Source organism: Pseudoalteromonas sp. L23 (assembly GCF_021728455.1).
GTDB lineage: Bacteria > Pseudomonadota > Gammaproteobacteria > Enterobacterales > Alteromonadaceae > Pseudoalteromonas.
Genome location: NZ_JAKKCW010000003.1, coordinates 286,243 through 298,905 on the forward strand (window position 1 = coordinate 286,243; position 12,663 = coordinate 298,905).

At 43.0% G+C, this 12,663-nt stretch carries 16 protein-coding genes; 1 reads left to right on the top strand and 15 read right to left on the bottom strand.

Annotated elements, in window-relative coordinates; all coding sequences use genetic code 11:
* Window positions 1–13: 13 nt before the first annotated feature.
* From L3V43_RS07825 to L3V43_RS07895, 15 genes are all read right to left on the bottom strand, one after another.
* Window positions 14–490: a hypothetical protein gene (locus L3V43_RS07825; protein ID WP_237116281.1), complete on the bottom strand. Its 477-nt coding sequence runs from the start codon at window positions 488–490 to the stop codon at window positions 14–16.
* 144 nt (window positions 491–634) lie between these two features.
* On the bottom strand, window positions 635–910 hold the full coding sequence (locus L3V43_RS07830; protein ID WP_010377204.1) for an HU family DNA-binding protein: 276 nt from the start codon (window positions 908–910) through the stop codon (window positions 635–637).
* A 154-nt stretch (window positions 911–1,064) separates the two neighbouring features.
* Window positions 1,065–1,589 (bottom strand): DUF2878 domain-containing protein, encoded by a 525-nt coding sequence (locus L3V43_RS07835; RefSeq protein WP_235367314.1) that lies wholly within the window; start codon window positions 1,587–1,589, stop codon window positions 1,065–1,067.
* Complete coding sequence (locus L3V43_RS07840) at window positions 1,561–2,823, bottom strand: cyclopropane-fatty-acyl-phospholipid synthase family protein (protein ID WP_235367312.1); 1,263 nt, start codon at window positions 2,821–2,823, stop codon at window positions 1,561–1,563. Before L3V43_RS07840 ends, L3V43_RS07835 begins: the two co-directional genes overlap by 29 nt.
* Before the next feature lies 1 nt (window position 2,824).
* Window positions 2,825–3,538 carry a DUF1365 domain-containing protein gene (locus L3V43_RS07845; RefSeq protein ID WP_237116280.1) on the bottom strand — a complete coding sequence of 238 codons (714 nt, stop codon included), beginning with the start codon at window positions 3,536–3,538 and terminating at the stop codon, window positions 2,825–2,827.
* A 14-nt stretch (window positions 3,539–3,552) separates the two neighbouring features.
* The gene (locus L3V43_RS07850) at window positions 3,553–4,806 is read right to left on the bottom strand and encodes an FAD-dependent oxidoreductase (protein ID WP_237116279.1); all 1,254 of its coding nucleotides are present in this window, start codon (window positions 4,804–4,806) and stop codon (window positions 3,553–3,555) included.
* Complete coding sequence (locus tag L3V43_RS07855; RefSeq protein ID WP_237116278.1) at window positions 4,799–5,515, bottom strand: SDR family NAD(P)-dependent oxidoreductase; 717 nt, start codon at window positions 5,513–5,515, stop codon at window positions 4,799–4,801. The genes L3V43_RS07850 and L3V43_RS07855 overlap by 8 nt, the downstream gene beginning before the upstream one ends.
* Complete coding sequence (locus L3V43_RS07860; RefSeq protein ID WP_237116277.1) at window positions 5,512–5,937, bottom strand: nuclear transport factor 2 family protein; 426 nt, start codon at window positions 5,935–5,937, stop codon at window positions 5,512–5,514. Before L3V43_RS07860 ends, L3V43_RS07855 begins: the two co-directional genes overlap by 4 nt.
* A 6-nt stretch (window positions 5,938–5,943) precedes the next feature.
* The gene (gene phrB, locus L3V43_RS07865; RefSeq protein ID WP_237116276.1) at window positions 5,944–7,323 is read right to left on the bottom strand and encodes a deoxyribodipyrimidine photo-lyase; all 1,380 of its coding nucleotides are present in this window, start codon (window positions 7,321–7,323) and stop codon (window positions 5,944–5,946) included.
* 2 nt (window positions 7,324–7,325) lie between these two features.
* A complete protein-coding gene (locus L3V43_RS07870) occupies window positions 7,326–8,285 on the bottom strand; it encodes a DUF523 and DUF1722 domain-containing protein (protein WP_235367289.1) in 960 nt (319 codons plus the stop codon).
* A gap of 15 nt (window positions 8,286–8,300) precedes the next feature.
* On the bottom strand, window positions 8,301–8,951 hold the full coding sequence (locus L3V43_RS07875; protein ID WP_102058078.1) for a ChrR family anti-sigma-E factor: 651 nt from the start codon (window positions 8,949–8,951) through the stop codon (window positions 8,301–8,303).
* Window positions 8,948–9,568 (bottom strand): sigma-70 family RNA polymerase sigma factor, encoded by a 621-nt coding sequence (locus L3V43_RS07880; RefSeq protein ID WP_039495233.1) that lies wholly within the window; start codon window positions 9,566–9,568, stop codon window positions 8,948–8,950. The genes L3V43_RS07875 and L3V43_RS07880 overlap by 4 nt, the downstream gene beginning before the upstream one ends.
* 60 nt (window positions 9,569–9,628) lie before the next feature.
* On the bottom strand, window positions 9,629–10,201 hold the full coding sequence (locus L3V43_RS07885; protein WP_069019219.1) for an LON peptidase substrate-binding domain-containing protein: 573 nt from the start codon (window positions 10,199–10,201) through the stop codon (window positions 9,629–9,631).
* An 80-nt stretch (window positions 10,202–10,281) separates the two neighbouring features.
* A complete protein-coding gene (locus L3V43_RS07890) occupies window positions 10,282–10,602 on the bottom strand; it encodes an MGMT family protein (protein WP_039495238.1) in 321 nt (106 codons plus the stop codon).
* The gene (locus L3V43_RS07895; RefSeq protein ID WP_010605459.1) at window positions 10,568–11,482 is read right to left on the bottom strand and encodes a LysR family transcriptional regulator; all 915 of its coding nucleotides are present in this window, start codon (window positions 11,480–11,482) and stop codon (window positions 10,568–10,570) included. The genes L3V43_RS07890 and L3V43_RS07895 overlap by 35 nt, the downstream gene beginning before the upstream one ends.
* Before the next feature lie 100 nt (window positions 11,483–11,582).
* On the opposite strand from L3V43_RS07895, the gene L3V43_RS07900 reads away from it, so the two are divergent.
* Window positions 11,583–12,662 carry an efflux RND transporter periplasmic adaptor subunit gene (locus L3V43_RS07900; protein ID WP_010605460.1) on the top strand — a complete coding sequence of 360 codons (1,080 nt, stop codon included), beginning with the start codon at window positions 11,583–11,585 and terminating at the stop codon, window positions 12,660–12,662.
* Window position 12,663: the final 1 nt, after the last annotated feature.

The window sequence follows — 12,663 nt, forward strand, 5'->3', positions numbered from 1 at the left end:
TAGTAGATAATGATTAAGAGGCGAAGTTGAGACTGCCTTTGAAGGTTAAGTTTGCCGGCTTACAGTTGTCGATAAAGCCATTGTTTGGCCGAGTATCACACATATACCAAGGTACAGGTTTAGGTCTATTGATGTCATAGACTGAGGCCGGTATATATTTTTCTGCTGCAAGCTCAAATACAAGCGCATATTCGGCTTGTTGTTTAGGATGTAGAAAATAACTAGGGTGGCTAGTACGCTCGCGTTCCGATAATAAGCCCTTTTCGTGATGCGTGGTTTCACCACTGAGCTTTATTGGACTTGTAGGGCTTGGCTTACTGGGTAACTGATTGGAGTCAGCGAGGCCCTTTTGGGTGATGTTTACGAAGCTCGTGCTGTGCGTATCAGAAGTATGGGATAAGTGATTATCAGGCGTTCCTGTCGCGCACGCAGCAGCTACCCATAACAACATGAGTAATGACATAACGGCGAAAAGGTTAAAACGCTTCATGAAAACTGATTAAACAACTTATTAGATAAAATTACGAGATTGGGGCGATAGTAGCAAATTCAAGATAGTGGTATCAATTATAATGAATGTGAGAGGCATAAAAAAACCTCCAACTTGGGAGGTTTTTCTTGTCCAGCGAGTGGATTAAGGATTTACTTGGTCTTTTAGGCCTTTACCTGCTTTGAACGAAGGAATGTTCGCAGCTGGGATTTGGATTTCAGCGCCAGTTTGTGGGTTACGACCAGTACGCGCAGCGCGCTCTTTTACTGAGAATGTGCCAAAACCAACTAAAGCAACAGAACCGCCATCTTTTAGTGTGTTAGTTACTGCGCCAGTAAACGCTTCTAAAGCACGGGTTGCCGCTGCTTTTGAAATCTCTGCGTCTGCCGCCATCTTTTCAACTAGTTGAGCTTTATTCATTATTAGATTCCTATAACTTTATAATTTGCCTAAGCAAAACCTATGTTTATGCATTTTGCGTTTATGTGCAACCCCAAAATTGCGAAATTCGACGAAATATTTATTATTTTATTGCGTTTCGCCCCGGATCCTGTGGGTTTGTAATCAAACGCTATCAATTTGCTGGCAACTGCGCAAGCTTTGTACCCCATAAAATGCGATTAAAACTCACTATCAGGTAGAACCCCACACTCCACAGTGCGCCAAATACTGGCCAAAAAATGTACCAAGGTGTTGAGATAGAAACTACATCAAAGTTAGCTGCACCGAGATAGCTAGGTGGCGCGCAGACCAAAAATACCACTAATAATATCGGCGCTTTGAGCGTTAATAGTTTGGAAAGTGCATTATTTATTGTCAGCACCAATGCTATCCACAAAACCCAAAGCCAAACCGGAAGTAATTCACTACCTTGGTAATTGATGAGCTGAGCTTTGACCGCAATCAATTCAATGCTCATTCCTATGGCGGAACCTACGAGTGCAAGCACCAAATTGAGGCGCTTATTTTGGTGTCCTGCGAGCATAACGAGACAGCCTAGCAACATCAACCAAAGCGCGTCTGCTTGGAAAAATAATGCAGCAAACCACATACTTTGGAAGAGTAGCGCGTTAGTAATCCAATGTTTGAGTACAGACATTTGACTGGTATCTTGGTTTTCTGGCGACTAAATGCACGGCACTAGTTGCTCTTTGTTTAAACGCCCCTTCGCAGTAGCATAAATAAAATTGCCAAAGGCGATAAAAGCGTTCATCGAAACGTTTACCATCAAGCGAAGGCCATGCTTTTTCAAACCGAACACGCCAATCGTATAGCGTTCTGGCATAGTGCAGACCGATATCATGGAGTTCGTGGACAACCATATCGGTGGAATTTACGATTTGCTTGCTCATTTCACTCACGGAAGGAAGACAACCGCCAGGAAAAATGTACTGCTGAATGAAATCCGATTGCTTGAGGTAATGTTGATAACGTTGGCAGGCGATGGTAATGGCCTGAATCAGCATCGCGCCAGTCGGTTTCAGCAAGTCGTTGCATTTGGCAAAAAAGCCCGATAAATAAGCATGTCCAACTGCCTCAATCATTTCGATAGACACTAGCTTGTCGTACTGGCCGTCCAATTCGCGGTAATCTTGTTTTAGTAATGTGATGTGCTGCTGCAACCCTTCTTTTTCAATCAGTGCTTTTACGTAGGCATGCTGCTCTTCTGAAATAGTTGTTGTGGTTATATGGCAGCCGTAGTTTTTTGCAGCATAAACCGCAAATGCGCCCCACCCGGTGCCAATCTCAACAACTTTGTCAGCTGCCTGAAGATCCAAGCGCTCACAGATTGCGGCTAACTTATGTTGCTGCGCTTCTTCAAGCGATGCTTCCTTTGAGGGATACACTGCACTAGAGTACAGCATTTCTTCACTTAAAAATGATTCATAAAGGTCGTTACCAAGGTCGTAGTGGGCGACAATGTTACGCTTTGAGCCTTGTTTCGAGTTTTTATTTTTAAGATGCTTTATCTTATTCACAATGCCGGAGAAAAATGCAAACTTATTTTCAAATGCATCTAGCTGAGCTTGGTTTAGGACGAAGATCTCAATCAGTTTGGTTAAATCCGAACAACTCCAGTGACCAAGAATGTAAGATTCACCTGCGCCGACACTGCCGCCAAGTGCAAATAGCTTATACATTTGCGCTGAATGAACATGAATATCAACGCTTAGGCTTGTTTCTGACTCACCAAAACAGTATTTTTGGTCGCCTTCGACAAGTACCACTTTTCCGGTTTCTAAGGTATTCAACGCGCCAAAGACGAGCTTTTTGTACACTCTATCGAATGTAGAAAGCGAAATTGATGAGGATATTGTCGTGGTATTTTCCATCTTATACTCTTCCGGGGTGCCCAACAAAAGGCACTTTTTTTAAAAATAACTTCAACGCTTGCCAGTAGATGCCTTTAGCTATGCTCCATGTCATTGCTGGAAACCGCTTAAGCAATTGATTAATATTTGCTTCATTGAGCTCCTGCTTTTTGAGCGTCATCGTGGCATCAAATAGCAATTCGTCACCTTTTCTGTTTTCAATATGGATTAGCGTATTGCTACCGGGTGGCTTCACTTTCCAGTGGTAGTGCATATCCAAATTCATAAAAGGTGATACGTGAAATTGCTTTTTAAAGTTCACTTCTTTACTTAATTCAACTAAATAAAAATGACGCTCATTCCAAGGCGTATTACTGACCTCAGCGAGCATATGGCTAAAACCAGCCCCCTTCTCGTCTTCAAAAAAGTAGAAATTAACCGGACTGAAGTAAAAGCCTAAACAGCGTATTTGCGCCATTAAATATACTTTTGTTTGTGATGAAACGGGTTTGCCTAGCGAATTTGACTTAGCACGTGCGCGCTCAACTAAGCTTTCGCCTTCTGTGAGGATATAGTCAGCTTGATTGAATTTAAGCAGTTTTAAGCCGGATGTACCAAACTTTGACGAAATACTATTGAGTGCGTCGAGCTCACTTAAATCTAGCCACATCATATACATGGGGTAAGAAAAAGCATGCTTGGCATGAGCGAATCGCCGATGCCGAACTTTTCCCACCAGTATTGCACTGTTCAAAATGAGATACCCAATTGCTCGGCCACATCTACCGCACTTCTCACCCCATCTTCATGAAAGCCGTTGAACCAGTACGCACCACAAAAATAACTATGGTGTTTACCATCGATGTCGGCTTTACGTTTTTGGGCCGCAATGCTGGTGGTATTGAAAACGGGATGATGATAGACAAAGCGACGGATCACTTTGTCTTCAGCTATCCCTTCATCATGATTTAACGTGACACAGTATTGATGTTTGGCATCAAACCCTTGCAGTATGTTCATTTGGTAGGTGACAACAGCGGCTTTGTCCGTCGCTTCGTTTAAGAAATAGTTCCAACTGGCCCACGCCAGCGGACGTTTTGGCAATAAACGGGTGTCAGTGTGCAGCACCACTGAGTTTGCAGTATAAGGAATTGCACCAAGTATCGCTTGTTCATCACTCGATGGGGTATTTAGTAACGCTAAAGCCTGATCGCTATGACATGCAAAGACGACTTTATCGAAGTACTCATTACTACCATCTTTGAAGACGATGGTCACACCAGAGTCATCACGAACTACTGTCTTGATGTCGGCATTAAGCACAATATTGTCTTTAAATTCTGCCACCAATGGTTGAATGTATTCCCTCGAACCACCTGGGATAACATACCATTGAGGGCGATTTGTGATGTCCAAGAGCCCATGGTTGAAGAAAAACTGGACAAAGAATTTAGCTTCAAAGTCGAGCATTTCTTTGATACTGGTTGACCAGATAGCTGCGCCCATCGGCAAGATGTAGTGCAGCTTAAAAAACTCATTAAATTGGTGATGCTGTAGCAGTTTACCAAGCGTTTCAACACCTCGATAGTCGTCTTTTTCGTATAATGATTTACAAAGATCATTAAAACGCACAATATCCTTTAGCAATCGCCAGAAGGTCGGCCTCAGTAGGTTACGTTTTTGTGCGAATAGCGTGCGGAGTGAATGGCCATTGTACTCAAACTTCGATTGACTGTTGTGAACACTAAAGCTCATTTCGGTTTCTTGGCGACTAACACCAATTTCAGCCAGCAATTTTTCAAACTTTGGATAGGTTCTGTCGTTAAATACGATAAAGCCGGTATCAACCGCGAGCTTTTCACCTTGGTATTCAACATCAATAGTTGCTGTATGCCCGCCAACATAATCATTTTTTTCAAAGACTTTCACGTCATGTTGACGACTTAACAGGTATGCTGCGGTCATACCTGAAATACCGCTTCCAATTATTGCAATCTTAGCCACGGGCTATCCTTTTTGCGAGAGGTAACCACAACGAAAACGGCAGTAACCTGAGAAGTTTTAAAAATAGAGTAAATCTTTTTGGGAAATGTATTTCCTTGCTGCGCTTTTCTATTCCTTTGCTAATGTAACTCACGGCCTCATCGACACTTACAATAAATGGCATCGGAAAGTCGTTTTTATCTGTCAACGGCGTTTCTACAAATCCTGGGTGAACTAAGGTCACATCAATGTCTTTTAATGTTGCTGTCAGGGTGCGCGCTAAATAGCTGACAGCCGCTTTCGACACACCGTACGCTTCGGCGCGAGGCAAAGGTAAAAATGCACTGCTGGAACTTACGATACAAAGTTGCCCGCCTGTTTTCATTTTTGGCAATAATACGTCTAGGCAGTGGCCGATTGAGATGACGTTGATATGCATTACTCGCTCGAACAAATGGCCGTCAAATTGGTTGGGATTGTCGATATACTCACAACCACCTGCGTTGAGGATCACGAGATCCAAGTCGTCAATATCTTTGAAGTTATCTTCTATCTCATCGCGGTTTGTTAAATCAAATGCTTTGCTCTTTGCACCTACGCTGTTTTCTAATTCGTCTAACACTTCTTTATTGCGGCCACAAACTGTTACTTGATGTGACTGTTTTGCATAAAATTCCGCAAGACCTTTACCTATCCCTGATGTTGCGCCAGTAATTAAGATGTTGCTCATGCCGTGATCCTTTTATCTAAAAGCCGAATAACACCACCGAGTAGTGGAACTTGGCGATACAGCATTTGCGCACTGTCAAAGTAATCACGATGTTGCGCCACTTTTTCGCCAATAAAACTCAAGCGACTATGACCATCGACCTCTATGAGCTTACCGCCATTTAGCTTGGGGTGTTGGTAGGACATAGTCCAGTAGATAAAGCTGACGTCATCAACTTGATAGGCGTTCGTAACAAGAAACTCGATTTCAGAGACATTTTCATATAACCCCTGAAAATAATTCGTTAGCGCATCGAGCCCTTGAATTTTATGTAAAGGGTCTACAAAACTGATGTCCTCAGTGTAAATTGAAGCCAATTTACCGAGACAGTATTTGTCTATTTCATTATAAATTGCCACGAATCGCTGCGTTCTGTGATCCATACCTATTTAAACCTTAAATGCGTCAAGTGCTCTTGCCCTTGCTTCTTTATGATCAACCAGCGGCTCTGCATAGTCGTCCTTTTCGCCAAATGCCGTTAAATAGTCATGAGGAAAATGAATATGCTTTGCTGGAACATTTTTCAATTCAGGCACATATGTACGAATAAAGGAACCATCGGGATCAAACTTTTCGCTCTGCGTGATGGGATTAAAAATACGAAAATAAGGCTGCGCGTCACACCCCGTACTTGCAGCCCACTGCCAGCCGCCATTATTACTGGCAAGGTCGCCATCTATTAACTTTGACATAAAATAGGCTTCGCCTTTACGCCAGTCGATGAGCAAGTGTTTGGTTAAGAAGCTGGCAACAATCATGCGTAGCCGATTGTGCATCCAGCCAGTTTTATTGAGCTGACGCATTGCCGCATCGACAATCGGATAGCCAGTTTGACCATTACACCAGAGCTCAAAAGCTTGGCTGTCGTCACGCCACCTAACCGCGTTATATTTATCATTAAAATTAAAACCTTTACATAAACGCGGGAAAGCGACGATAAGATGGCGATAAAACTCACGCCAAATGAGCTCGTTTACCCAACAAAACTCTGGTTTACTTGGGTTTTCAAGCACTTCAGGGTAATGAAGTTGGATCTCTGCGATGAGCTGCTTGGGCGACACAATGCCTAATGCCAAATATGGGCTGAGCCCCGAAGTTCCTTTGATTGCAGGGAAATCACGGTCATCTTGGTAGTCTGCTAGTTTGTCCTTAATAAAACGATTTACAATCGCGACAATGGCATTATCATCGGCTGGCCACTTTTCAGATTCATTGGTCAACTCGAAGAAAGTTGGCTTTTTGAAGTTTGCCCCATGTTGCTTATCCAATGGCCAACTAGTGAAGTGAAATTGCTGCCCCACAAAACGTTTTAACCATGCTTTTTTAAAGGGGGTAAACACCTTGAACATCTCACTGGAGCCCGTAAGCACAGAGCCCGGTTTGGCAACGAGATCGCCATCGAATAATTTTAACGTGATCACAGTTTCACACGCTTCATCGCGCGCCACTTCATTTACTTCATACTCTTTATTTGCATATAAGCAATCAATGCCTTTATCGTCACAAACAACTTGAAGCTGCGCCGGCAGCTCAGCGAATGTGCTCGCTTCAATGATATGTAGCCTAATGCCAAATTCACTAAGCTGGCTGCCAAGCTCAAGTAATCTGCGCTCAAGTAGGTCGAGCTGAATACTGGCTACGTTGTGTGACTGCCACTGTGGCTTGCAATAAAAAAAGAGCGCATCGCGTGCGCCCTCATTCACGGCTTCAATCAAAGCCTCGTTGCCGTAAACCCTGAGATCACGGCGAAACCAAAAAGCTGTTTTCATTATTAAATTCCGAATCTTAAACGCAGTTCGTTGGGGTATGGGTCAAAGTACACTTGGCTTTGCAAATACGTTTTAGGATGTACGGTAAGGTGATGCTTGAGCAGTGTCAGCGGTACATATAAAGGTACGATACCTTTGCGATATTGCTCTATTGCGCTGCACATCTCTTGCTTCTCGATGCTCGAAAGCTCATTCTTAAAATACCCCTGTAGATGCGTTAACGTGTTTGCTTGATTTTTGCGATTGGCAGGCTTGCTCAGTGCCGACATCAAACCACTGATGTATTTATGTTTCAGCGTCTCTCTATCAAATTTTTTGCCATCACCAAGTAGACGCCCTAAATCTTTATAGGCTTGGTAATTATGGCTCATCAACAGATATTTGTGCTTGGCGTGGAAATTCGTCAGCTCGTGTAGACCGATGTTTTCCGATTGCGTTAGTTCCTGCCAGCTTTTATAGACAAATACCCGCATTACGAAGTTTTCTCTAAGATGCATGTCATTCAATCTGCCATTTTCCTCGCAAGGCAAAAGCGGATTGTGTTTTATAATTTGCTCAGCAAAAATGCCAATACCCTCAGATGTATTACCTGTTCCTGCTTCGTTATAAACCTTAACACGCTCCATTCCGCAGCTTGGGCTTTTGGCGCAAAACACAAAGCCGGAGAGGCTTTGTGTTTGTGAGGTTGCAACCTTTTCACCAAACTCCTTAAGCTTTGGTGCGACATCTTCTTTACCGTCGGGGCGACTAACTTTGATAATGTCGCCTACGCGGATCTGTCTGATAGTTGGTCTTGGAATTGGCATGCCTATCGCAACTTCCGGGCAAAAGCGCACATACTCAACATGCTCGGCGAATTCATCCATACAAAAGTTTGAACGCTTGTGGCCTGAGTCAAATCGCACTTTATCTCCAGCCAAACACGCGCTAATGCCAATTTTTATTGGTGATGAAAATTTCATTTCGCAACTATTCCTTTAATAAATCAACTTACCAATTGGGTTTAACAGCTTACTTAAGCCTTTATTAAAGTGTAGTGCACTGCTTACCACGGTAAAGCACAGGCAGCCTTCTTTTGTGCGCGGAGAATGATTATGTTTGTCGTCTTGCCAAATAAAGTCGCCCGGTACGTATTCACCAGCCTCATCTGCAAAATCGCCGTCAAGCAACAAGGTTATCTCAAAGCCCGTGTGGGTGTGCTCTGGAATTTCGCCTTCCGCACCAATTTGTAAAAGACTTGAGCGTAAGTCGCCGTCTTCTAGCAATAACCGAGAGCGGGCGATTTTGCCTACACCTGAAAACTTGGTGCGATCGATATTCGCAATAGCCCGAGGTAACTGAACATCCCTGCCCTGATAGTTAAATGAGGGTTGGATATATTCTTTAACTTCGTCTATTTCGTCGTCCAGTGTTATCGCTTGCATCATCGCCTCGAAATCGCTGCTTAGTGAAGAGTCGCTGCCTCCTCCAAGCTGAACATTCGCTTCTTGCGCTTCAAGCTGTTGAGTCTTTTTCTGACAACATGGACACATTTCGACATGTGCTGCAATTGCGACACTGATACTTGCAGGCAAATTACCTTCAACAAATTGGCTTAATAATGAATCATTAGGGTGATGCTTTATCATGCTTGATCTCCCATTTCTGCGCGAAGTTTTTGTAAAGCAAGCCGTAAACGTGACTTAACTGTCCCGACAGGTATATTAAGATGCTCTGCCAATTGTTCTTGAGACATTTCTTGAAAGTACACGCCTTTGACTATGTCTCGTTGTGCTGGCGGCAACTTATTGATGTATTTTTGAATTTGCGCCGTTTGCAAGTGATCTTGAAAACCGTCGTCGTCAGCCTGCGAGTCTTGAATTATCGGCCAGATGTCTTCACTGATATGTTCTTCTTTATTACTCTTCATTTTACGCAATGCGTCGAACGACGCGTTACGCATCACGGTATAGATCCACGTTGTGGCTGCGCCTTTATCATGATGATAGAGGTGGGCTTTACGCCACACTGACGTCATCGTGTCTTGTACGAGCTCCATCGCTTGGGCGTCATTACCAAATTGTTTCACACCAAAGCGCCTGATTTTTGGCGCAAAGTACTCAAACAAGAAGGCAAAAGCTTTGCGATCTCGTTTTTCTGCAACCTTAACTAAAGCGTCCGATAACGCTTGAGAGGGAGTTTCTTGCACTGCTTTGCGAGTTCCTGACTGAACGTTGCAATCAATAGATTGCTGTTGGCCTAACATAGCTCACCTTCCAATTTATAATTATAAGCTGTAATACGCTGTAAAACTTGGCATGGATCACTATTTTTCATCTAATACAGTATGTAAGAACTCTGCCACCTGTTCAAATGTTTGTGCTTGTTTTATTTTTAGTTTTTGGGTCATCGAGATGGGTAAGATTTCTAGCCAACGATAAGCAACCCAAAGAGGCTGAGTAAAATGCTTGTCGCGGTACAAATCATCAAGGATTGGGTTGGCGATAAAAACACTCTGAAGCTTATCAACAAGAGTTTCATCGACTAGACTCAATGCTTCCTCGCTACATTGCCATGGCGGCCCATCAATAATGTCACAATCGCCATAACGTAAAGATTGTGAGTCTACTTCCACATTACTGATCGCGACGCGCGATAGTGCCTCAACATCAATGAGCAGCTGACCATCATCATCTTGTGAAAAGTCGACAATTTTAACGTGCACGCCTTCTTTTGACACATTGTTCGGCGTATCCGCGAGGTATGGGCATAACACAAAACCTTGCTCTGTTTTCGCGGCCTCTTTTACCATATATAGATAGCGCTGCTCAAAGATCCGCAAGCGGGTGAACCCGCCTGGAAGCAAGAATATTGGCAATGGAAATAAAGCGAGTTTCATAATTCCCGTTCAAATATACAAAAACTAACGATAATTACGACGGCCCTATTTATCTGGATCAGTTAACGCTAAATTTATGACTATTCCCAAACGCAGTGTTTAGCTATCACGTTACTATTTGAGAATGTGACGCCCTCAGCTTGCAAGCGCGATTTTTGCTCTTGAAATTTACTACTGTCTTGAGGAAATGAAATACGCCGTTGGCTATTTACTACTCTGTACCATGGTAACGTTGAACCTTGCGGTAGGTTTTTTAATAACTGGCCTACTTTTCTGGCATGTTTTGGGGAGCCAGCTAATCTCGCTATTTGCCCATACGACGCAACTTTTCCAAATGGGATACCGCCGATTACGGTGAAGACTTTTTCAGCGAGTTCTTGCTGAGGATTGCTGCTTTTCATATTGAATATTTAACTCTTTTAATTTATCCCAAAAATATCTTGCTACTGGCCCATGGTGGGAAATATGCAAACGATACGCGTGGATCTCGGCTTCAAACTCATCTTTTCTATCAAACACCCTCACTTGTTGCAAAACACCAGACTCTAATTCTTCTCTACAAAGGTCAAGGCCGATTAAGGCATAGCCCATACCTTGTAATAAGTATCTTTTTATTGCCAGTGCGTCATCGAGTTTCATGACATTGTTACTATTTCTGTATGCCAAGCGCTCACTATCAAACTTGAATTTACTTTCTTTCATTGCAAGAGATGGGTATTGCGCAAGCTCCGAAAAACTCAGCTCTGGTGGCATATAGCCTGTTAATGAGACTAAGCCTAATTTTACGTGTCCAATCGGCATTGATTCTAAATCGCCAGTTGAATGAAAAAGGTCAAACCAAGGGCCAATGCCAAGGTTTGCAATCCCTTGTGTGACTTGCTCAAGCGCAAAAAAACGTTTACCACTTGAGATGTTCATTTCAGTTGCGGGAAACTTAATGAAGGCATTGCCTAATACTTGATCAATCTGGTTTTGATATACGATCGGTTCGTAACAGATGTTAAAGCTTGGTTCATTACCCGCCGCGAATTCAGTCGCGAGTAATGACAAATCTCTATGATGATTAAGTAATTTTTCGGCTTCAAAATAAAACCGACGACCTTGCTCTGTTAACACATTGCGATATTTCTCACGCTCAAAAAGGGCAAATCCCAAAGATTGTTCTAATCTTTTAATTGATTGAGAGACCGCAGGCTGTGTCTTATGAAGCTTATTTGCCGCTTCGGTAAGGCTAGGCGCTTCAACAACGGTGCAAAACGCTGCTAAGTCCGAAATCTTCATAAATAAATCTTATGCAGTATAGAATGTTTTATAATTTTTATTTTATATGTAATTCCATTATTCTGCACGCATTAAAATTGACGTTGTCATGGAGAACAAAATGTTAAGAGTGTTTTCTGGAATTGTGCTGGCTACCTTATTAGTGGGTTGCCAAGAGCAAGCAGAACAAGCCCCAACAGAAGCCCCTAACCGACCAGTTAAAATTCACACGGTTTCGGACCCCAACAGCAGCACGCTTCGTAGTTTCCCTGCTGAAGTGGTGGCAAATCAAGGCTCCTATCTTGCCTTTCGTGTGAATGGTGAACTTATCGAGTTTCCAGTTCTCGCAGGCCAAGACGTACAAAAGGGGCAATTGCTAGCCAAGCTTGATCCTGAAGATTTCAATCTGCAATATGAACAACGTAAAGCCCAATTTGAACTCGCTAAATCGCAGTTATCGAGAATTGAGCCGTTATTTGAAAAAGGCATAGCGACTAAAGCTGAGTTTGATAAAGCAAATGCAGACAAGCAAGTTGCGGAATCTGCATTTAAAATTGCTAAAACAAACCTCGAATATAGCGAACTTAGAGCACCGTTTAGTGGTACGGTTGCCAAGGTATTTGTCAAAAATTACGAAAACGTGGTAGCAAAGCAAAATATTCTTCGCCTTGAAACACGCGATATGATGGATGTAGTTATTCAAGTACCTGAGCGCATCGTTGCACGTGTTGATAAAGATTCGGATTACAAACCGACCGTTGTTTTTGATGGCTACCCTAGTAAGTCTTACCCGCTTACGATTAAGGAATGGGATACGCAGGCAGACCCTGCAACCTTGACCTACAAAGTCGTATTTAGTCTTCCAATCCCTGAGGACTTTAATTTGTTCGCAGGTATGACAGGCCATGTTTACGTCGACCCAAGCAAAATTACGAACCGTGAAAATACAGCAATCATCGTACCTAACCAAGCAGTATTCTCAGATAAAAAGCAAGGCACAGAGGGGAATAGTTACGTATGGGTATATCAAAGTGATAATCAGACGGTAACAAAACGCGAAGTCACCGTTGGCCAACTTAATCATACCGGTATTGAGGTAATGTCGGGTCTTGAACCTGGTGAAGAAATTGTTGCTGCGGGCGTGCATTACTTGCAAGAAGGCGCAAAAGTGAGACCTTGGACTAAAGAAAGAGGTCTGTAAT

Excerpts from the sequence above, each read along its gene's own strand:
- L3V43_RS07825 (WP_237116281.1), bottom strand. The coding sequence starts at position 490 with ATGAAGCGTTTTAACCTTTTCGCCGTTATGTCATTACTCATGTTGTTA.
- L3V43_RS07830 (WP_010377204.1), bottom strand. The coding sequence starts at position 910 with ATGAATAAAGCTCAACTAGTTGAAAAGATGGCGGCAGACGCAGAGATT.
- L3V43_RS07835 (WP_235367314.1), bottom strand. The coding sequence starts at position 1,589 with ATGTCTGTACTCAAACATTGGATTACTAACGCGCTACTCTTCCAAAGT.
- L3V43_RS07840 (WP_235367312.1), bottom strand. The coding sequence starts at position 2,823 with ATGGAAAATACCACGACAATATCCTCATCAATTTCGCTTTCTACATTC.
- L3V43_RS07855 (WP_237116278.1), bottom strand. The coding sequence starts at position 5,515 with ATGAGCAACATCTTAATTACTGGCGCAACATCAGGGATAGGTAAAGGT.
- L3V43_RS07860 (WP_237116277.1), bottom strand. The coding sequence starts at position 5,937 with ATGGATCACAGAACGCAGCGATTCGTGGCAATTTATAATGAAATAGAC.
- phrB (WP_237116276.1), bottom strand. The coding sequence starts at position 7,323 with ATGAAAACAGCTTTTTGGTTTCGCCGTGATCTCAGGGTTTACGGCAAC.
- L3V43_RS07870 (WP_235367289.1), bottom strand. The coding sequence starts at position 8,285 with ATGAAATTTTCATCACCAATAAAAATTGGCATTAGCGCGTGTTTGGCT.
- L3V43_RS07875 (WP_102058078.1), bottom strand. The coding sequence starts at position 8,951 with ATGATAAAGCATCACCCTAATGATTCATTATTAAGCCAATTTGTTGAA.
- L3V43_RS07880 (WP_039495233.1), bottom strand. The coding sequence starts at position 9,568 with ATGTTAGGCCAACAGCAATCTATTGATTGCAACGTTCAGTCAGGAACT.
- L3V43_RS07885 (WP_069019219.1), bottom strand. The coding sequence starts at position 10,201 with ATGAAACTCGCTTTATTTCCATTGCCAATATTCTTGCTTCCAGGCGGG.
- L3V43_RS07890 (WP_039495238.1), bottom strand. The coding sequence starts at position 10,602 with ATGAAAAGCAGCAATCCTCAGCAAGAACTCGCTGAAAAAGTCTTCACC.
- L3V43_RS07895 (WP_010605459.1), bottom strand. The coding sequence starts at position 11,482 with ATGAAGATTTCGGACTTAGCAGCGTTTTGCACCGTTGTTGAAGCGCCT.
- L3V43_RS07900 (WP_010605460.1), top strand. The coding sequence starts at position 11,583 with ATGTTAAGAGTGTTTTCTGGAATTGTGCTGGCTACCTTATTAGTGGGT.